The organism is Paenibacillus tritici, assembly GCF_018207515.1.
GTDB lineage: Bacteria > Bacillota > Bacilli > Paenibacillales > Paenibacillaceae > Paenibacillus_AQ > Paenibacillus_AQ tritici.
In genome coordinates, this window is the sequence record NZ_CP073365.1 from 556,438 (window position 1) to 576,490 (window position 20,053).

The window sequence follows — 20,053 nt, forward strand, 5'->3', positions numbered from 1 at the left end:
TAAGCTACAAGTACTGCGGTTAGGGTCTGATTTCTTGGATTTTTTCGGCAGGCGCAGAAAAGGGTAGTGAGGCCTTAGCCCTTGGGGGACAAGGGGTTGGAGAGAATTATTTTCGAGGGAGTAGCTAAAAATATATTGGAAAAGGATTGACAATAGGACTGGAGACCGGATAAACTGAAATTAGTACAAAAGTAACAAATGTCATAGACTCAACAACGATAATACATAAGCAACTATCAATTTCATATCGAAATCATGTACAAACGCAAACCGTTTCGAAAGAGCGGGACGCAAAGTCAGGAATCTACCGCCCCTTAAGTTGAGGCTAAGGTCGTCCGGCCGCCGTGAAGCTAACCCTTCTTGGCGGTCTTTTTTTGTTATAGTTATGCGGCAGATTCATAGAATAGTTAATAGTTAAATAGGAGGTGTGGACTATTGAGAACTAGAGTGCGGAGAACAGCCGCTGTCTTTCTGGCGGGCATCATGACCTTATCTAGCGCCTTTTCTTGGGGGACGGAGGTAAGGGCAGCTTCGGGTGTGCCTTATAACCCTACAGCGGTTTTGGGAGTTGCAGGCAATTTTAATGCTTTTCTATTCGGAGATTTCGCACAAGGTAATGATCAGATTGAAGGCCGCCTGGCAGCAGCGGGGGATATTACTCTCTCCGGTGGGTACGGAGTGGCCAGGGCATACAGGAATTCAACACCTACGGATGTTCTCGTCGCCGGCAGGAAATTTACACATTCGGGCAGCGGAGAAATCTACGGAAACGTGGTCTATGGGGACAGCATTTCAGCCAATGAGCCTAGCGTTAACATCAAGGGCACGAAGAAGCAGGGCAGCCCGATTGATTTTGCAGCAGAGAGGCAGTATCTGATCTCGCGTTCCGCAGAATACGGGGCATTGTCCAGTACCAATGAGGTTGGTAATAATCATTACGGAGGACTTACCATCAATGCACCGGACCGCTTCAATGTGGTTCATCTGGATGCTGCCACGCTGGCAACTACAAATCATATTCAATTTAACATTGCCGGGAATGCCACATTGATTATTAATATAAGCGGATCTACAGTCAATGTGCCAAGCTTTGCAATGAATAACGGCAGAGCAAGCCAGGTATTATTCAATTTCTACGAAGCGACAAAGGTGGATATCGCGTATACATCCTTTTTTGGGACGATACTCGCTCCTAACGCGGATGTCCATTATTCCGGAGCGGAGCTGTACGGGACTCTAATTGCACAATCTTTTAGCGGCGGAGTAGAGCTGCACCTTGGAATGTACGAGGGAGAGGGACCGCCGCCGAGTCCAACGCCGACAGTAACGCCAACGCCTAGCCCAACACCGACGGTAACACCGACACCGACAGTGAAGCCAACACCGACGGTAACACCGACACCAACAGTGAAACCTACGCCGACGGTAACACCGACACCAACAGTGAAGCCTACGCCGACGGTAACACCGACACCAACAGTGAAGCCTACGCCGACAGTAAAACCGTCACCGACACCTAAGTGCACCCCGACGCCAATACCGACGGTGAAGCCAACGCCAACGCCTACGGTGAAGCCGACGCCGACACCAACAGTGAAGCCGACGCCGACGGTGAAGCCGACGCCAACACCGACAGTGAAGCCAACGCCAACACCGACAGTGAAGCCGACGCCAACGCCGACGGTGAAGCCGACGCCAACACCGACAGTGAAACCGACGCCAACGCCGACGGTGAAGCCAACGCCAACACCGACGGTGAAGCCAACGCCAACACCGACAGTGAAGCCAACGCCAACGGCAGTACCAACACCGACGCCGACGGCAGTGTCAACACCGACACCAACGGCAGTACCAACACCGACGCCGACGGCAGTGTCAACACCGACACCAACGGCAGTACCAACACCGACGCCGACGGCAGTGTCAACACCGACACCAACGGCAGTACCAACACCGACGCCGACGGCAGCACCAACGCCAACACCGACTGCCGAGCCGACACCAACACCGACGGTAGAGCCAACACCGACACCAACGGAAGCGCCGACACCGACGCCGACGGCAGTACCAACACTGACGCCGACGCCAACGCCGACGGAAGAGCCAACACCAACGCCGACGGCAGTACCAACACCAACGCCAACGGCAGTGTCAACACCGACACCAACGGCAGTACCAACACCGACGCCAACGGCAGTACCAACACCAACGCCGACGGTAGAGCCGACACCAACACCAACGGCAGCACCGACACCAGAGCCGACGGTAGAGCCGACACCAACACCGACGGCAACACCGACACCAACGGAAGAGCCAACACCGACGCCAACGGCAGTACCAACACCGACGCCGACACCAGAGCCGACACCAACACCGACGGCAGCACCGACACCAACGCCGACGGTAGAGCCAACACCAACGGCAGAGCCAACACCGACGCCAACGGCAGTACCAACACCAACGCCAACGGTAGAGCCAACACCAACGGCAGCACCGACACCAGAGCCGACACCAACACCGACGGCAGCACCGACACCAACGCCGACGGTAGAGCCAACACCAACGGCAGAGCCAACACCGACGCCAACGGCAGTACCAACACCAACGCCAACGGTAGAGCCAACGCCGACGGCAGTACCGACACCAACACCGACGGTAGAGCCAACACCGACGCCGACGGTAGAGCCAACACCGACGCCAACGACAGAGCCAACGCCGACACCAGATCCAACATCGACGCCAACGCCGACACCAGACCCAACATCGACGCCAACGCCGACACCAGATCCAACATCGACGCCAACGCCGACACCAGATCCAACATCGACGCCAACGCCGACACCAGATCCAACATCGACGCCAACGCCGACACCAGATCCAACGTCGACGCCAACGCCGACACCAGATCCAACGTCGACACCAACGCCGACACCAGATCCAACACCGACGCCAACGCCGACACCAGATCCAACATCAGCATCGACACCAGCACCTACATCGCCGCCATTTAGTTTCCCTCCAGTGCCAACGCCGACTCCGATTATCGGATTCATCGTAAGCAATGATGTGGCTATTGATGAGGTGGCTATTGATGAAGATCCACTGCCGCTAGGACCTGTAGCAACTCCAGCAGCAACGCTGGCACCAACACCAGCGCCGACACCGGCTGTAGCGGTTGCTCCAGTAGCCGCGACACCGGAGCCAACTCCGTCAGCGGTACCGGCGGATGTAATCATTGTTGATGAGGAAGTTCCTCTAGGCGGTGTGCCTGCGGATGGAGTTCTGCCGAAGACAGGTGAATCCAGCCCTGCGCCATATTATTTTGCCGGTTTAGCACTTGCCGGTCTGGGCTTGATTCTTAGAAGAACCGCCAGAAACGGCAAACGCAAGTGAGTGATCCGTACTGAGATTAATACAAAGCAATGACCCAGTATTTTGACAAGAGCTGCTTTGGGAGAGGACGTTCTCCTGGAAGCAGCTCTTTGCTGTTGTTTAGGAGATTTTAATTTTCGTCTGTGTGCGAAAACAAACATGTTTCAAGGCACAACTCCAGCATGAAAATGTGCAGCGCGCCTAAAAACAGAACGTCGTCTGTTCATCTATTTAACAAATTTTAATCGGAAAACCGAACACAATTGGACTGTGAGCGCCGCGTAGGCCGAATGTAATCGAAAAAACGAATACAACATGCTGGCGAGAAGGTGAGTAGGCAAATGTATGTGGAAAACCGAATCCAATAGGATACAGAGAAAAGCCAGCCTGCTATAGGGAGCGGACAGCGGCTAATAGGTGGATTTTGTCCAACTGCTGATGAATAAATTAACCCCGGCGGGACAGCAGATGGATAAACAGCACTTAAATCATCTCAAGTCAGTAAAAATGGGCCAAACTAACAATAGCAGATGCTGTTTTTCCACTTGCTTGCCTGTAAACGTTAGAAATGGATGAATTAAAGTACGTTTGTCCACTTGTTTGTCGGAAGAGCTTGAAGAGCTTTGAAGAGCCTTGAAGAGTCTTATAGAGTAAGGGGGATTTGCTGAGTATGTGGGGAGGGAAGACTTGCGGGGGCTGCGGGCTGTATTTTTAGTTAACTTCATCCCGTGCTATACTAGGCTCAAATTAATCATAAGCAAGAGATCACATTCCCGAAATGGAGTGTTTGCTTACTGAAGGGGGAACGTTAATGTGGATGCTTTACCTGCTCGCGGTTCTGATTGTGGCTGCCGGAGGTGTGGGATATGCCGGTTATTATTTTTATGGAGTAGCCATTAAGCGCGCGCCCAAGGAATTCCTGGCGAAGACTCCCGATTTGAAGGTCGATCCGCCGGTAGCCGGTGCTTCGTGGGGAGAAGGGGCGGAGTGGGTGTCACGGCAGAGCTTCCGCACGGTGGAGCTGGTTTCGGAAGATGGCCTGAAGCTGCGGGGATATTACCTCGGATCTGAGCGGGCAGCAGGCCGGACTGTAATTATAGCCCATGGGTATTCCGGTAAAGCCAAGGACATGGGGGCCTCCGCCAAAAACTATTATGACAATCTGGGATACAATGTACTGTTGCCTGATGCCAGGGGACATGGGGATAGTGAAGGGGATTACATCGGCTTCGGGTGGCCGGAGCGCCGTGATTATCTGAAGTGGATTGAATTTGTCCTGCAAGAGACCGGTCCGGCCGCGCAGATTGTGCTGCATGGCGTATCTATGGGTGGAGCCACGGTGCTGATGACTGCCGGTGAGGAGCATCCTCCGCAGGTCAAGGCCGTTGTCGCCGATTGTGGTTATACCTCGGTTGAGGCACAGTTGTCCTACCAATTGCGGCGGATGTATCATCTGCCAAGCTTCCCGTTTGTGCCGAGTGCCAGTCTGGTGACCCGGATGAAGGCCGGTTATTCCTTCGGTGAAGCGTCTGCGCTGAATCAGGTACGCAAGGCCCGGGTGCCGATTCTGTTCATCCACGGAGATGCGGATACCTTTGTGCCTTTTGCTATGATGAATGAGCTGTATGAAGCCTGCAAGAGCCCGAAGGAGAAGCTGGTGGTGCATGGAGCGGGGCATGGTCTAGCGTATGATATGGATAAAAGCACATACATCCGCACAGTAGGCGAATTCGTGGAACGTTATGTACACAGCCCGACAGCGGCTGAATTCATCTGATACAAGCCCCAGAACGTAGACGCGCCCGATATCCGTAAGTAACGGTTATCGGGCGCTAATTATGTTCCACACATGGAGCCTTTCCCCAGAACAGGGAAGCAGCACGCCATGTCTTATCGGTATATTAATCCCCCGCCGTCTGTGAGCAAGACGGGTGTCGTTATTCCTTGTTATTTCCAGCAGCCGTGTGGCGAGAATAATCCTTCCAATACGACAAAAGCCCTACCTCTCTTTTGTCCTTGCGGCTCCGTGGCCGCGCCAGTGTGAATCGGAATGCTATGTTCGAATTTAATCTCATAAAAGGGATAAGTACTGCAAGAAAACGTAAGATATTGTGTCCAAACCGCCGATAATATAGACAAGTGATTCATCGGCCTGACATCTTCTTGATGGGGATAAACATACTCGAAAACAAATATTATTTTATTATAGCATGGACTTTATATAAATGCAAATGAATATTGGGCTGAGACCGGGACGGAAATGAGGGGACAGATGAGACTATACAGAAGCTTTTTGAGGAATCAGATCCGGAACTATATATTCGGCTCTACAGTAGCTGTGCTGGCAGTAGGGAGTTTGCTTATGTTATCTTCCCTGGAGATCAGCCGCGTGGAGTTTTTGCGACTGCTGCTTGTGCTTGTTGTTTCCTTTATGAGCATGGCAGCTATAGAGATTACTGTCTTTCTTAAACAGATCAGGCCCATAAGGACCGCATTGTATGAAGAGAACATTACACTATCCATGCTCGAAGAAGCCTATCTGCATACGCACCAGCTGCCCAAACGGGCCATTCAGCGGATTATGGGGCCGCATCTGATCGGATTATCTCTGCCGGCGCTCCTCCTGACGTTCTGGATGATTTACAATGGCTGGGTTACGTTCCCGTATGTCTATCTGGTGCTGGCTACCTGTTGTGCGGTGCTTGTAGCATGTATGCACGCGCTGATTGAATTCTTCCTGACCTGCACCGCCATTATTCCGCTGATCAAAGAATTCAGAAACCTTGCACTGGAGCGGTATGGCGTGGATTTTTCCCTGGAGGGCCATGTGTTTGTGCCCATTCGTCCCAAATTTCTGGTCAGCTGTATGCTGATCGGCACCTTCCCGCTGTTTCTGTTTATTATGGCCACACACATCCGCCTGAACGGCGATGGGGATTCTATAGTCGTAGTCGGACTTCAGAGCTACTGGGCCTGGGCGGGGATGGTGCTGCTGATCGGTACGTTGTTCTCCTCCATCGCGGCATGGCTGCTCACCAAAAGTGTTCAGCATCCGATTAATGAGCTGTATCAAGCGATGAACCAGGTGAAGGACGGACACCTTGTTCAGGTGCAGGATGAGTATTCTGATGAATTCTCCAAGCTGGTAGCAGGCTTCAATATGATGGTCCGCGGGCTGCAGGCCCGGGAGCAACAGAGCCGGCAGCTGCTGGACAGCTACTTCTCCACCCTCGCAGTGGCACTGGATGCCCGGGACTCTTATACGGCAGGACACTCGCTCCGGGTAGCTGAGTATTCGGTTATTATTGGACAGCTGGCCGGACTGAGGGGTCAGGAACTTGATGATCTGCGGAAGTCTGCCCTGCTGCATGATATTGGCAAGATCGGGGTGAGAGACAGTATCCTGTTCAAGGAAGAAGCCCTTACGGATGAGGAATTCCTCCAGATTCAGAGTCATACTATGCTGGGGGAGAATATTCTGCGGCAGATTGAACCGGCAGAGAAGATGGCACCCTATCTGGGCGGGGTCCGCTCTCACCATGAGCGTTATGACGGCCGGGGCTACCCGGACGGTCTTGCCGGTACGAATATTCCGTTGCACGGCCGGATTATCGCTGTGGCGGATGCATATGATGCGATGACGTCCGACCGGCCTTACCGTAAAGGGATGGATCATGAACGGGCGCTGAGCATACTGGAGCAGGGCAGGGGCAGTCAATGGGACCCTGAATTCGCCGGATTATTCCTTGCTTACTTCGGACGGAAGCCGGAATCCCGCAAAGACGGTTATCCCGCTTAAATAGGATAAAGGTGCCGGGACAGCGGTAATCTTAATAAATGGGTTGTCAGCAAAGCGGCCGCTATCCAGTTTATGGAGGTTCGCTTCGCTTTCCCGTGCCTATTTTGTGAACTGCCGTTGAAATACGACAATTAACGACCACATTCATTGAAGGATTGAAGACGGACCGTTATAATTATTAAGTCTGGATTTTAATTAAAAAATAAGGGAGATTTCTATGAAACGCGCAGATGTGCTGCTGATTTCTATTGTTCTGATTGCTGCGCTCGCTTTTCTGGTGCCGAGATGGCTGTCTAATGATGCAGATAAGGGTGGGCCGGGCAAGGAACTCACGGCCAATATAACAGTAGATGGAAAGTTATTCAAAACGATAACACTTACCAAAGAAGAGCAGACTATTGAAGTCCGTACGGAGCGGGGCTATAACATTCTGAAGGTGTATGATTACGGGGTTGAGATGTTCGATGCGGATTGCCCCGATAAGGTGTGCCTTGGCTTCGGATTCATCACTCTGCCCAAGCAGACCATTGTCTGCCTTCCGCACCGGGTGTTAGTGGAGATCGCAAGTGCGGCCGGGGAGGATGAAGTAGATGCCTATGTCCAGTAGTGAATCGGCCACAGCGCTGAAGCGGACCGTCATTATTGCCATATTTGCCGCGGTTGCCGTGGTGCTGAGTATTGTGGAGGCGCAGATCCCGCTCGCAGGAGTGGGACTGATGCCCGGGGCGAAGCTGGGCTTTGCCAATATTATGATTTTGACCTGCATTTACTTTTTGCGCGCACGCGATGTGTTTGTACTGGTTATCCTGAAGACGCTGCTGACCGCCTTCCTGCTCGGGACGCTGTCCAGCCTGCTGTTCAGCCTGTTCGGCTCACTGTTCAGCTTCATCGTTATGTACGCGCTGGTGAAGCTGGGCCGCAAAAAATTCAGTGTCATCGGCGTCAGCATTGCCGGCGGCCTGGCCCACAATACGGGCCAGCTGCTGGCGGCCTCATTCGTGTTCAATTCAACCAGTATCTTCTATTATCTGCCGATTCTGCTGATTACCGGGATTGTTACGGGGATTGCTGTCGGCTTCGCTGTCCGGTACGTGGTAGACTCGTTATCCAAAATCTCCTTGTTTGAAGAGTTCCTGAACGGACCGGGTCATTAGCTGCGGAAGGATGAGTAACATGAATCAAGCGAACATAGAGACAAAGTCCGGTACGGAACCGGCAGTGATTGTACTTGAGGGAGTATCCTTCGGCTATGATCCGGAGCATCCGATTCTCCATGATATCAACGTGTCTATCCCGCAGGGCCAGTGGTTGAGTATTGTAGGGCCCAACGGCTGCGGGAAATCGACACTGGTTAAGCTTCTGAATGCGCTGCTCCCGAAGAGTGCCGGCCTCATCTCTGTCTGCGGACATACACTGCAGGAAGAGACAATTCAGTCCATCCGCCAATGCATCGGGATGGTATTTCAGAATCCCGATAACCAGTTCATCGGGCAGACGGTAGAGGAAGACATCCTCTTCGGCCTGGAAGGCCTGTGCCTGCCCTATGAAGAGATGAAGGAACGGCTGGATTACTATACCGGGAAGCTCGGCATCGACCATCTGCTGTCCAAGCATCCCGGGGAGCTGTCGGGCGGACAGAAGCAGCGTGTAGCCATCGCCTCGATCCTTGCTATGAAGCCAGGCATCGTCATCTTCGACGAGGCCTCTTCCATGTTGGACGAAGGCAGCCGCGACGAGCTTATGGGTATTCTGCGGGATATGCAGGCAGAGGGAAGCTATACGATTCTGCTGATTACCCATGATGCCGATGAGATTCTGGCTTCGGACCGTGTGCTGGCCCTGCATGGCGGAAGCATAGCGGCGGATGTATCGCCTGCGGAGCTGTTCCGGGATGCTGAGCTGCTGGAACGATGCCATTTGCGGGAGCCCTACACCTGGCGTCTTGCCCGCGAACTGCAGAGCCGGGGAATTACGGTGGACGTACCCGCCAGCGAAAAGGAGCTTATAGACACACTATGGCCATACAACTACAGCAAGTAAGCTACACGTATGCCGACCGCAGCATGTGGAGGCAGACGGCGCTGCACGGGATTAATCTGAATATTGCCAAGGGGTCGCTGACGGGGATTGCCGGAGCAACGGGCTCCGGCAAATCTACCCTGCTCCAGCTGTTCAACGGCATCCTCAAGCCGACGGAAGGCACGGTGCAGGTGCTGGATGTAACCATAACAGCAGGGGAGAAATCCCCGAAGCTGCTTCCGCTGCGCCGGAGGGTGGGCCTGGTCTTCCAATTCCCGGAGCAGCAGATGTTCGAGGATACGGTGGAGAAGGATATCTGCTTCGGGCCGCTTAACTTCGGCTTCACGCTGGAGGAGGCCAAGGAGCGGGCACGGAAAGCGATGACCGACATGGGGCTGGATCTTGCCCTGCTGGAGCGGAATCCCTTCCGCCTTAGCGGAGGGCAGATGCGCAAGGCCGCCATTGCTTCGGTGCTGGCGATGGACCCGGACATCGTTGTGCTGGATGAGCCCACAGCGACGCTGGACCCGGTCAGCCGCGCGGAGCTGATCGCGCTGCTGGAGCGGCTGTGCCGCGAGCAGGGCCGGACGATCATCATCGTGACGCACCGGATGGATGAGCTGCTGCCGTATGCCGACAGCTGGGCCCTGCTCAAGGGAGGCGAGCTCGCCTTCCAGGGCAGCGGCCAAGAGCTGGCCGCTGATCCGGCGATTCTGGAGCGCTGCGGACTGACCATTCCGCAGTCTCTCCGGTACTGGCAGGCCGTCTCGACGCGCTTCGGCCTGGGCACAGAGAAGCCGCTCCTGACGGCAGAGGCCCTTGCGGAACGGATCGCTGCCGTGCTCGAAGAGCGCAAGAATGCCGCCGGAACGGAAGAAATGGGGAGTGGCCATGAATGAGCGTCTGCTGCTGGGACGCAGCATTGATACGGGCTCCTGGGTCCATAAGCTGGACCCCCGGTCCAAAATCACCGGGATGCTGCTCTACGTAGCTATCATCCTGCTATCTACTTCCTGGATGGCGATGGGGCTGCTCGCAGTGTTCTCCCTCCTTGTGATGGCGACGACCCGCATCCCGCTTAAATATTTCATTAAGGCTGCGAAGCCGCTGCGTTATCTGATGTTATTCATCTTTATCGTACAAGCACTGTCCGTGAAGAGCGGGGATGTGCTGTGGTCGCTGGGCTCTTTCTCACTGTATGAGGGCGGCTTGCGGCTCGGGGCATTTTCGGTGATCCGCATGCTGTTCCTGCTGACCTTCACGGCCCTGCTAACCTTCACCACGACCCCGGGCAAGCTGAACCAGGGACTCGAAGGGGTACTCGCTCCGTTCAAGAAGCTGGGGCTGTCCCCGGACCGGATCACGCTGATGATCAGCATTGCGCTGAGATTCATCCCGACGATCCTGGATGAGGCGCAGATTATCCTGAAGGCGCAGGCCTCGCGGGGTGCCGATCTGAAGGAGCTGCCCCTGAAGGAGAAGGCGCGGATGCTTGTCTCGCTGCTGGTTCCGGTCATCGCCAGCGCTTTCCGGCGGGCCCAGGACCTGGTGTATTCTATGGAAGCCCGGGGCTTCCGCATGGATGCGCCGCGCAGCCGGTATCACCGCCTCAGGTGGGGTGCGGCGGATACGCTTTTTGTTGCTATGTTCATTGCTCTCGGAATTGCAGTAGCATTATTGTAAGACATTTAGGAGGATACGGAAATGGCACGTTATTTTAATGGTAAAGAGGTTGAATTGTTGGCGCCTGCGGGAACCTTCGAGATCTTCAAGGCGGTTATAGAATCGAAGTGTGATGCGGTGTATTTCGGCGGTCCGGTGCTGAATATGAGAATGATGCGCAAGGGCTACAACCTGAGTCATGAGGAGATTATCGAGGCTGTATCTATCGCCCACAAGCTGGATAAAAAAGTATACGTTACTGTAAACAATCTGTTCAGCGAAGAAGATGTGGAAGAGGCCAGAGAGTACCTGCAGTTTCTGGACGGTGCCCGTCCGGATGCGCTGATCGTGCAGGATATGGCAGTGCTGGAGCTGATCCGCGGGATGGAGCTGAGTGTTCCGGTTCACGCTTCGGTTATGATGAATGTGCATAATCTGGAGATGATTCACGCGCTTAAGGAGCTTGGGGTCAGCCGGGTCGTTACCTCGCGTGAGATGGATCTGCAGACCGCGAAGCTGCTGGGACGCCAGAGCGGGATGGAGCTGGAATATTTCATCCATGGCGATATGTGTTCGGTACACGGGGCGAACTGCTATTTCAGCTCCCAGGTGTTCGGGATGAGCAGCAACCGGGGCAAATGCATGAAGCCTTGCCGCTGGGATTACCGGATCAAGCGTGACGGCTACGTCTTCCCTGCGGAATATCCGCTGGCGGTGAAGGATATGTTCATGTATGAGCATCTTCCGGAGCTGATCGAATCGGGTATTACCTCCTTCAAAATCGAAGGCCGGATGCGCGACAAAGAGTTCATGGTGATGCTGTCCAACAGCTACGGCGATGCGATTGACCGTTATATTGATGATCCGCTGGGCTTTGACCGTACCTTGGATTCCAAAGAGCTGTACAACAACCGCAAACGTGATTTCTCGACCGCTTATGCTTTTGGCAGACCGGGGTTGACCAATATTAACCGCCGCTATGAAGGAACAGGCAAGTTCTATAGCACCGGCAAAGTGTTCAGTACGCCGACTGCAGAACGTGAGCTGTCCGGGGAACGGGTAATGGAGCTGCGCAAGCGTCTGGCTGAAGATAAGCGCAGTAAGCAGATCAAGCCTGAGCTGGCCGTGCGCGTGAATAATATGCAGCAGGCGCGTCTCGTCCTGGAGATGGGGGTAGAGAGCTTGTATCTGCCGGGTGATGTGTTTGAGCCGGACCGTCCTTTTACGAAGCAGGATATTAAGGAGCTTGGAGCAATAAAAGGCCTGACCAAGCTGTATCTGGGCATGCCGCGCATGATGACGGAGCTGCATTTTGACCAATATGATCATTTGCTGAACGGGGAGAGGCTGCCGATTGACGGCCTGATGATTACCAACCTGGGCGCGATCCGCCGCTACCGCGGAACCGGTTATCCGATGATTGGCGATGCCAGCTTGAATGTGTACAACCACTTGTCTGCCGGATTGTATGCCGGACTCGGACTTACGAAGCTTACGGTCTCACCGGAGATGACTCTGGAGCATTTCGCCTCCTTCACCTCGCGCAGTGAGCTGCCGCTGGAGGTTGTGGTGCACGGAACGCCGGCGCTGATGTATATGGAGCATGATCTGTATGAGAACACCGAGGTGATGGAGCCGATCGGGGAAGAAGACAACCAGTTTGTCCGCAATAGTGTGCTGGTGCTCAAAACGGATAAGGGCGAGAACCCGGTCTACCGTGACCAATACGGCCGCTGCCACCTGCTGTTTGCCAAAGAGCTGTGTTATCTGCCGATGCTTGGGGAGATGATGGGACTGGGTATTGCCAGCTTCCGTATTGAAGGGGCCACATACAGCACGGAAGAGCTGCGTACGATCATTGCTGCTTACCAGGCGGCGATTCACGGAACGAAGCTGGAGGATGATCTGCTGGGCGGATTGAAGCCGTTATATGCGGGATACACCCTGGGCTCACTGCAATTTAACTGAACATAATTCAATTTTAAAATAATACGGTGCGAGTTATAATAAGGTTATGTAATGTACTTATAAGTTACTTTTTTCACAAACTAATGAACGAGCGAGAGTATCCGATTTGTAGAGGGCATCTTGGATGACCGGCAATGGAAAGCGAGGAAACCTTCATGGAACAGAGCAATATCATTGGAAGAGAAGCGGTAGCCGCCAAAAGAAAGCAGTACTTCTACCCGTGTACCGCACATTTTTACCGGGATGCTCCGCAATTGGTACGCGGCAGTATGCAGTACGTCTACGACGAGAACGGTAAAGAATATACGGATTTCTTCGCCGGGGTATCGGTTGTCGCCTGCGGTCACTGTAATCCGGCGATTACTTCCCGCACGATAGCGCAGCTGCAACAGCTGCAGCACACCTCAACGGTCTATTTGACTCAGCCGAATGTAGAGCTGGCGGAACGCCTGGAGGGTCTGCTGCCTGGCGCTCTGCGCCGGACGTTCTTCGTCAACAGCGGCTCGGAAGCAAATGAAGGGGCGCTGCTGCTGGCCCGGATGCACACCGGACGCAAAGGCTTCATTGCCCTGGAAGCGGGCCTGCATGGCCGGACCAATCTCACCATGAGTGTGACCGGTCTGCAAATGTGGAGAACCGATGCCTATCTGGATGAAGATGTGACGTTCATTCAGCGCCCGTATCATCCGGAGATGACGCTGGAGGAGGCCGCTGCGCAGTCGATCGAGAGTCTGAAGGCTGTTCTCGCCGAGAAGGGGGATACCATCGCCGCGATGATCGTGGAGCCGATTCAGGGGAATGGCGGGATGATTATGCCTGCACTGTCTTATTTCCGTGAGGTGAAGGCGCTGCTTGAGCCGTATGGCATCCTACTGATCGACGATGAGATTCAGACCGGCTATGGCCGTACCGGAGCTATGTTTGCGATGGAGCATTATGGCGTTGTTCCGGACATTATCAGCATGGCTAAAGCGCTGGGTAACGGAGTGCCTGTCGCTGCATTTTCTACTACGGATGAGATTGCGGCTTCGCTTAATAAGCCTTCGGCCTCGACGTTCGGAGGGAACCCGGTCTCTGCGGCTACGGCGCTGGCTGTGCTGGATTATATCCGTGATGAGCGGCTGCCGGAGCGTGCGGCTGAGCTGGGCGGACGGCTGAAGGCGGGCCTGCTGCTGCTTCAGGAGCGTTATACTGCTGTGATCACCGATGTACGGGGAACCGGATTCATGCTGGGTGCCGAGCTGGCCGGCTCAGAGGCAGAGGATGCTGCTGTGCGGACAGACCATGTGCTGGAAGAGATGAAGGACCGCGGATACCTGATCGGCAAAAACGGCATAGGCCGCAACGTGCTCGCCTTCCAGCCGCCGCTCGTTGTGACTGCTGAGAATATCGACGCCATGCTTGCTGCCCTGAACGAAGTGCTGCAAGCGATCCACTGAAGAAAGAGGCATAACATTATGGTACTCATTAATGCTTTTAAGCATACGGCACTTAAATTGAAAATGTTCAGCGAGCTTGTGATGTTCTCCCATACGCTTTTTTCGCTCCCTTTTGCCATCATCTCGATGGTGTGGGCGGCAGGAGGCTGGCCTTCGGGCCATATGATGTTATGGGGACTGATTGCACTCATCGGTGCACGCAACGGAGCCAATGCCTTCAACCGTCTGGTGGACCGCACCTTTGACGGCAACAATCCGCGTACCGCCCACCGGCATCTGCCGCAGCGTCTGCTCGCCGAGAAGGAAGTCATCCTGTTCATCATCATTAACTATGCGCTGTTTATTGTGGCTTCCGGGATGCTGAACCTGCTCTGCCTGCTGCTGTCGCCGGTAGCTATCGTCCTGATCTCATCCTACTCCTATACGAAGCGCTTCACCTTCCTCAGCCATCTGTACCTGGGGTTTGTGATTGCTTCGGCCCCTATCGGCGCCTGGTTTGCAGTCACGGGGAACATCGCCTTCACCCCATTCGTGATCGGAACCGTGGTGATGCTCTGGATTGCCGGCTTCGACATCATCTACGGGACCCAGGACATTGAGTTTGACCGGAAAAACGGTCTATGGTCCATTCCGAGCTTCTTCGGTCTGGAGAATGCGCTACGGATCTCCAAGGGGCTGCATTTCATTATGATTATGCTGCTGCTGTTCCTGTACCTCTGGCGTGATCTGGGCTGGATGTATCTGGTCGGCATCGGGCTGGCCACCGTCCTGCTCATGACGGAACACAAGATTATTAAGCCTGCTAACCGCAAGATGATGAAGGTGGCTTCTTATAATTTGAATCAGGTGATCAGTATGGTGATATTGCTGTGTACGCTGATTGATTATTTTTACGTTAATTAGGTGGTGGGGGGAAGGAGGTTGGGAAGCTGCACTGCGCGGAATGTTTGGACTTCCGGTCGCTGTTAACTTCGGATTCCCTGATTAGAACCGCAGGCCGCGGTAGGAATCCGAAGTTAAAGGCGAACGCTGACGCTCCTCCAGTTCCAAAATTCCTCTCCGTTCCGTCCTAACCTCCCCCCAGGCAAGATTAACTTCAAAAAGACAACAGGCCTGCCCAGCGGGGCGGGCGGCAAAAAGCGCGATAAGCTTAGGCTTCGCGCTTTTCTTCATGGCTTCGAGCAAGGGCAGACCTTAAGAGCGCCCCTAAAGGGCGACTCCTCAACCCCAACCCCAACCCCAACCCCAACCCCAACCCCAATCCCAACCCCAACCCCAACCCAAGAGCGACCTGATCCCGACCCCCCATTGCTAAACACACTCACGTTCGCTGCGCTGCGTTCGCTTGTTTAGCGGGGCTACCACCAACTAAAGTTTAAGCTATTGCACTTTGTGAAGTAGAAGCTGGTGTAATTGCCCAAAAAAACACATCTATTGTATTCTGTGCAGTAGAATTTGCTCGAAGTGGGTATTTTGGGCCGAAGTTCTGAAATCAACTGTATGAAATGCAATAGAATGGGTTGTAGCTCGAGATTATGCGAATTCTAATGTACAGAATACATTCAAGGACGGAAAAACTCAGTAAAATAGCTACTTTATTGTAAACACACTCGCGTTCGCTGCGTTGCGTTCGCTTGTATAGCGGATAGATGAGATGTGAGCGGATAAGTGTATTTCGTACAACTAAAAGGCGGCCAGAAGGCAGATTTCGTATGATACATGCATTCTGTACAACTAAAAATGCTGAAAAGTAGCTTTTGTGGGCATTCCAGCCTAAATAGGTGTACAGAGTGCAGTTATAACAATTGCTGCATAGTTATGGACGACTTTAGTTGTAGGAAATACAGTTAGTCGGCCAATGAGGTAAATAAGTTCAGGGAACAAAAAAACGAGCCCTACTCAGGCTCGTTTACTTAAAATGTGTGAATACATATAACGTGGAGGATGGAGTGTACCGTATGCGCTAATACAGCAGTGTGGAGCGTACCTGTATGCACTAATACAGCAGCGTCATGCGTGCAGCATCATGATACAGCAGGGTTAGTTAACTGAACCAATGAAGCTGCACAGACCTTTGCACGGAAGCTGGAGAATGGCTTCACGATGGCGGCAGCAGCAGACTGAGCCAGGCAGCCCCTACTGACGGCCTCAGCGCAGGGCAGTGTATCTCTGGCCGTAATATCGCTGGCCGTAGTAGCGCTGCCCGTAACCCCCTCAGCCCGGCGGCTCAGTGGTCGCGGCCGGCGAAGTATTGCAGCAGGGTCTCCAGATCGGCGTGCGCCGGGAAGCTGGAGAGCTGCTTCACGATGGCATCAGCCTGGGCCAGATAGTCCTGGCTGACGGCCTCAGAGCGGGCCAGGGCATCGCTGCCCTTGATCAGCTCCAACACATGCGCCACTTCCGCAGCAGAAGAGGCTGGGCCTATCCTGCGGATGACCGGAGCAAGCTCGGCGTCCTGCAGAGCAAAAAGTACAGGCAGGGTAACCTGCCCCTGGCGCAGATCACTGCCAGCCGGCTTGCCCAGCACATCCGCCGATTGAGTGAAGTCAAGAATGTCATCCTGAATCTGGAATGACATCCCCAGCGCCTCACCGAAATCGTAGAGGAGCTGGGCGATCTCATCGGTGCTCTCTGCCGATAGAGCGCCTACCTTCAGACAGGTAGCCATGAGCAGAGCTGTTTTGTTACGGGACTTCTCCAGATATTGCTCCAGCGTAAGGTCATAGTCGAAGACATGCTCCATTTGCTGATATTCACCCAGGCATAGCTGGGCCGTGGCCACAGAGGACAGGTCGTGAACATAACGGTCCTTATCCCCCGAATACTTGCTAAGCAGCTCAATTACGCGGGCGGACATATAATTGCCGATATGCACAGCAGATTGAATGCCGGTCTTGGTGTGCAGTGCAGGCTCGCCCCGCCGCAGCTCGGCGTTGTCAATAATATCATCATGAATCAATGAGGCAACGTGGATAAATTCAGCCGCAGCCGATAATTGCAGTGTTCTGCGCCCGGCAGGCTTACGCCCGAAGCGGCTCCCTACAATGACCATCAGCGGGCGAAGGCGCTTGCCGCCGGAGCCTGTCAGCTCGAGAATACTCTGCGCCAGCTGCGATTTCTTGGGCACATCCTTATCGCGGGTCACCAGATTCTTAATTTCATGGTTAATTTCATTCAGGTCAATATTCAAGGATTCATGCAGCTTCATCGTTTGTGTTCCCACCTGTCAAATGGCTTTGCTGGTACGGCTTCGTTGTCTGCGCTCCTGAATGAGGAATTCATCAAACTCCCGGGCCGGATTATGTTCCGTGAACTCTCCATTTGAACGTGCTATCTGCATTTTTTTGATCGAGGGTGCCATATACGCCACCAGATCCAGCTCCCGGCATTTCACTGCAAACTGCAAATAGAAGCTGTATAGATAATCTCCATCCAAAATGTTGCGGGTCAGGTCAGGATGATGTGGGACACATTCCATATGGCGCTGTGCGGCCACGGTAAGAATGGTATAAATACCTAGCAAATGGACTTTGCGGTCATATTCCAGATCATGGCGTTCCACTACCGAGAGCAACTGCTCGCATTCTGCCGGAGAGAGAGACAACTGAATTCCGGCGATCTGGGACATTTCAGCCTGAAGCAACCGGAACGTATCTTCCATGAGTTTTTGGTTCACAAGCTTCTCTCCTTCTGTCGGTTTTGCCGGAAGCAACCATAGCCCTGATTATCCCTACAAAACCATTTTGTTGAAAATCCGCACACAACTGTACTTTCACCTTGTTAAACAAGGAGAGTAATGTGTCCTAGGGACACATTACTCTTAAGAATATCCTATTCAGCTTGCAGCAGCGCAGCATGAGCATACGCCGCTGTTATTAATAAAGTTACTTCTTATACACAAGATACCCGTTTCCTCAGTCGGTATACAGATACCAGCGCCGGACGAGTGGGATCTTCTTCCACTGCTTCTTGAGCCAAGGAAGAACATAGTAGTCCAGACCGAACACGCTGCCGGAGCCGCCGATGCAGGCAATAGCTGCCGCAACATACCAGAGCATTTCTGTTGCTGCCATCTTGGTAGTCCAGATCATGACTGCCATTCCTATAGTAGCCAGGGCAGAGATTGCTGTGAACAAACCAACGATCAGCATAACACCGAAGAGAATTTCGGCACATACCATGCCGATTTGGAACCATTTCGCCAGGAAGGTGTAAGAACCATCCGGGTTGTAGAACATAAGATCCATGAACCAGTTGGAAATATCGTAAATGAAGCCTGGAACCGGGAGAGCCGATACAGCTTCTTTGGCAGTGGATACTGCGGAAGCGGCAGATTGGGCATCTACGGTTGTTTTGACGGCATCAACAGCTACACTGGCAGCTGAAGTGGCGTCTGCATAAGGAGCAGCAGGAATCAGGAAAATCTTATTCGGATCGACCCAGATCTTGCGGATCTTTTCTATACCTTCATATAACCACATTCCCCCCAGAAGCATACGGAGAGGGACGAGCCAGAAGTTCGGCGAGCGCTTGGAGAAGTATCCGCCCACGAAGCTCTTGCGGTTCTCAACATGGAAGAACTCGTGCATCATGTAAGTCCAGACTTTGTTGAAGCCTACAACCTGGGACAGATAGAACATATTGATGAAATGTTTGGACAACATAGCCATGAAGCCGGTCAGCATGAAGAACTTGCCCGGAAGACCAACGTTCGCTACACCGTAGCGGCTGCCGATCGAAACCATGGTGCCGTGGAATCCTGGTTTGTATGCTTTTTTGGGCGTACCTTTGATATCGGCAGTAATATTGCCCGCGATAACCGGAGCCGCCTGTTCAGCATTCTCAACCATTTGTGGAACAGGACGTTCTTCGCCTTCAGGGATGAAGAAGATGTTATCCCCTACAACGTATACGTTCTTATGGTCAACACTCTCAAGGTGTTCATTGGTAACAATACGTTTGCGGCCTTGCTGTTGAACATCAAGGTTGCCAACGATTTCGGAGCCTTCAACACCGGCTGTCCAGACGATCGTCTGAGCATCCACGATGTTTTTCTCGCCGAGGGCTACAGAACCTGTGCCTACTTCGGTGATTTTGGCGCCTGTAACAATTTCTACATTCATCTTGCGCAAGCGGGCTTCGGCCTTCTGAATCAGCTTCTCCGGAAGGATCGGCAGAATCTTCGGCGCCATATCAGCCACAATCAGTCTTACTTCAGAAGGATCAATGAAGAATTCCTTACACAGCTCCTCGCGTTGCTCAGCCATTTCACCTACGAGCTCGACGCCGGTGAAGCCGGCACCGATGATTACGAAGGTCAGCATGGAACGGCGGACTGCCGCATTCTTTTCCTTCGCAGCTTTGGTGTACATGTCGCGGATCTGACGCTTCAGGGCCACTGCATCATCATAAGACCAGAAGGAGAAGGTGTTCTCTTCAGCTCCCGGGATTCCGAAGAAGGTTGGCTTGCTTCCTGTGCCGATTACCAGGTAATCGTAAGCATAGGTGGCTTTGTCGGACTTCAGCTTCTTGTTCTTGAAATCAATGTTGCTGATTTCGTCCAGAACAACATCTACCTTCAGGCCGGCAAAAATTTTCTTCAAGTCAATTTTGATCGAATCCTCTGGTGCGCGATTCGCAGAAACCTCATGCAGCTCAGTCAAAAGAGTGTGGTATGGATTTCGGTCGATCAGTTTAATTTCTACATCTTTATCGTTCTTAAATTTCTTTGCCAGTTTCTTAGCCGTGAGTACGCCGCCGTAGCCGCCGCCCAAAATGACTATTTTCTTCAAGA

General features: G+C 53.2%; 14 protein-coding genes and 1 riboswitch. Of the genes, 11 read left to right on the plus strand and 3 right to left on the minus strand.

Going from position 1 to position 20,053, the window contains the following annotated elements; all coding sequences use genetic code 11:
* Positions 1-254 precede the first annotated feature (254 nt).
* Positions 255-347: riboswitch (cyclic di-GMP riboswitch) on the plus strand.
* Between the two features lie 88 nt (positions 348-435).
* The 11 genes from KDC22_RS02460 to KDC22_RS02510 all read left to right on the plus strand — a co-directional run bounded on the left by KDC22_RS02460 (position 436) and on the right by KDC22_RS02510 (position 15,162).
* Complete coding sequence (locus KDC22_RS02460) at positions 436-3,393, plus strand: choice-of-anchor A family protein (protein WP_211721966.1); 2,958 nt, start codon at positions 436-438, stop codon at positions 3,391-3,393.
* A gap of 796 nt (positions 3,394-4,189) precedes the next feature.
* Positions 4,190-5,149 (plus strand): alpha/beta hydrolase, encoded by a 960-nt coding sequence (locus KDC22_RS02465; protein ID WP_211723862.1) that lies wholly within the window; start codon positions 4,190-4,192, stop codon positions 5,147-5,149.
* A gap of 495 nt (positions 5,150-5,644) precedes the next feature.
* Positions 5,645-7,171 carry an HD domain-containing phosphohydrolase gene (locus KDC22_RS02470; protein ID WP_211721967.1) on the plus strand — a complete coding sequence of 509 codons (1,527 nt, stop codon included), beginning with the start codon at positions 5,645-5,647 and terminating at the stop codon, positions 7,169-7,171.
* Positions 7,172-7,388: 217 nt separating this feature from the next.
* A complete protein-coding gene (locus KDC22_RS02475) occupies positions 7,389-7,778 on the plus strand; it encodes a NusG domain II-containing protein (RefSeq protein ID WP_173140817.1) in 390 nt (129 codons plus the stop codon).
* Positions 7,762-8,325 carry a Gx transporter family protein gene (locus tag KDC22_RS02480; protein WP_173140819.1) on the plus strand — a complete coding sequence of 188 codons (564 nt, stop codon included), beginning with the start codon at positions 7,762-7,764 and terminating at the stop codon, positions 8,323-8,325. The genes KDC22_RS02475 and KDC22_RS02480 overlap by 17 nt, the downstream gene beginning before the upstream one ends.
* A 19-nt stretch (positions 8,326-8,344) precedes the next feature.
* A complete protein-coding gene (locus tag KDC22_RS02485) occupies positions 8,345-9,211 on the plus strand; it encodes an ATP-binding cassette domain-containing protein (RefSeq protein ID WP_173140821.1) in 867 nt (288 codons plus the stop codon).
* The gene (locus tag KDC22_RS02490; protein WP_173140823.1) at positions 9,187-10,089 is read left to right on the plus strand and encodes an energy-coupling factor transporter ATPase; all 903 of its coding nucleotides are present in this window, start codon (positions 9,187-9,189) and stop codon (positions 10,087-10,089) included. Before KDC22_RS02485 ends, KDC22_RS02490 begins: the two co-directional genes overlap by 25 nt.
* On the plus strand, positions 10,082-10,873 hold the full coding sequence (locus KDC22_RS02495) for an energy-coupling factor transporter transmembrane component T family protein (protein ID WP_173140857.1): 792 nt from the start codon (positions 10,082-10,084) through the stop codon (positions 10,871-10,873). Before KDC22_RS02490 ends, KDC22_RS02495 begins: the two co-directional genes overlap by 8 nt.
* Before the next feature lie 21 nt (positions 10,874-10,894).
* Positions 10,895-12,820, plus strand: coding sequence for a peptidase U32 family protein (locus KDC22_RS02500; protein WP_211721968.1), 1,926 nt, complete (start codon positions 10,895-10,897; stop codon positions 12,818-12,820).
* A 134-nt stretch (positions 12,821-12,954) separates the two neighbouring features.
* Positions 12,955-14,259: an aspartate aminotransferase family protein gene (locus KDC22_RS02505; protein ID WP_425516988.1), complete on the plus strand. Its 1,305-nt coding sequence runs from the start codon at positions 12,955-12,957 to the stop codon at positions 14,257-14,259.
* A gap of 18 nt (positions 14,260-14,277) precedes the next feature.
* Positions 14,278-15,162 carry a UbiA-like polyprenyltransferase gene (locus KDC22_RS02510; protein ID WP_173140827.1) on the plus strand — a complete coding sequence of 295 codons (885 nt, stop codon included), beginning with the start codon at positions 14,278-14,280 and terminating at the stop codon, positions 15,160-15,162.
* 1,324 nt (positions 15,163-16,486) lie between these two features.
* Here the strand turns inward: KDC22_RS02510 and KDC22_RS02515 are convergent.
* The 3 genes from KDC22_RS02515 to KDC22_RS02525 all read right to left on the minus strand — a co-directional run bounded on the left by KDC22_RS02515 (position 16,487) and on the right by KDC22_RS02525 (position 20,051).
* Positions 16,487-17,467 (minus strand): polyprenyl synthetase family protein, encoded by a 981-nt coding sequence (locus KDC22_RS02515; protein ID WP_211721969.1) that lies wholly within the window; start codon positions 17,465-17,467, stop codon positions 16,487-16,489.
* 18 nt (positions 17,468-17,485) lie between these two features.
* The gene (locus KDC22_RS02520; RefSeq protein WP_173140831.1) at positions 17,486-17,935 is read right to left on the minus strand and encodes a hypothetical protein; all 450 of its coding nucleotides are present in this window, start codon (positions 17,933-17,935) and stop codon (positions 17,486-17,488) included.
* Between the two features lie 238 nt (positions 17,936-18,173).
* Positions 18,174-20,051, minus strand: coding sequence for an FAD-dependent oxidoreductase (locus tag KDC22_RS02525; protein ID WP_211721970.1), 1,878 nt, complete (start codon positions 20,049-20,051; stop codon positions 18,174-18,176).
* Positions 20,052-20,053: the final 2 nt, after the last annotated feature.

Coding starts and splice junctions, on each gene's coding strand:
- KDC22_RS02465 (WP_211723862.1), top strand. CDS start 4,190: ATGCTTTACCTGCTCGCGGTTCTGATTGTGGCTGCCGGAGGTGTGGGA.
- KDC22_RS02470 (WP_211721967.1), top strand. CDS start 5,645: ATGAGACTATACAGAAGCTTTTTGAGGAATCAGATCCGGAACTATATA.
- KDC22_RS02475 (WP_173140817.1), top strand. CDS start 7,389: ATGAAACGCGCAGATGTGCTGCTGATTTCTATTGTTCTGATTGCTGCG.
- KDC22_RS02480 (WP_173140819.1), top strand. CDS start 7,762: ATGCCTATGTCCAGTAGTGAATCGGCCACAGCGCTGAAGCGGACCGTC.
- KDC22_RS02485 (WP_173140821.1), top strand. CDS start 8,345: ATGAATCAAGCGAACATAGAGACAAAGTCCGGTACGGAACCGGCAGTG.
- KDC22_RS02490 (WP_173140823.1), top strand. CDS start 9,187: ATGGCCATACAACTACAGCAAGTAAGCTACACGTATGCCGACCGCAGC.
- KDC22_RS02495 (WP_173140857.1), top strand. CDS start 10,082: ATGAATGAGCGTCTGCTGCTGGGACGCAGCATTGATACGGGCTCCTGG.
- KDC22_RS02500 (WP_211721968.1), top strand. CDS start 10,895: ATGGCACGTTATTTTAATGGTAAAGAGGTTGAATTGTTGGCGCCTGCG.
- KDC22_RS02505 (WP_425516988.1), top strand. CDS start 12,955: ATGGAAAGCGAGGAAACCTTCATGGAACAGAGCAATATCATTGGAAGA.
- KDC22_RS02510 (WP_173140827.1), top strand. CDS start 14,278: ATGGTACTCATTAATGCTTTTAAGCATACGGCACTTAAATTGAAAATG.
- KDC22_RS02515 (WP_211721969.1), bottom strand. CDS start 17,467: ATGAAGCTGCATGAATCCTTGAATATTGACCTGAATGAAATTAACCAT.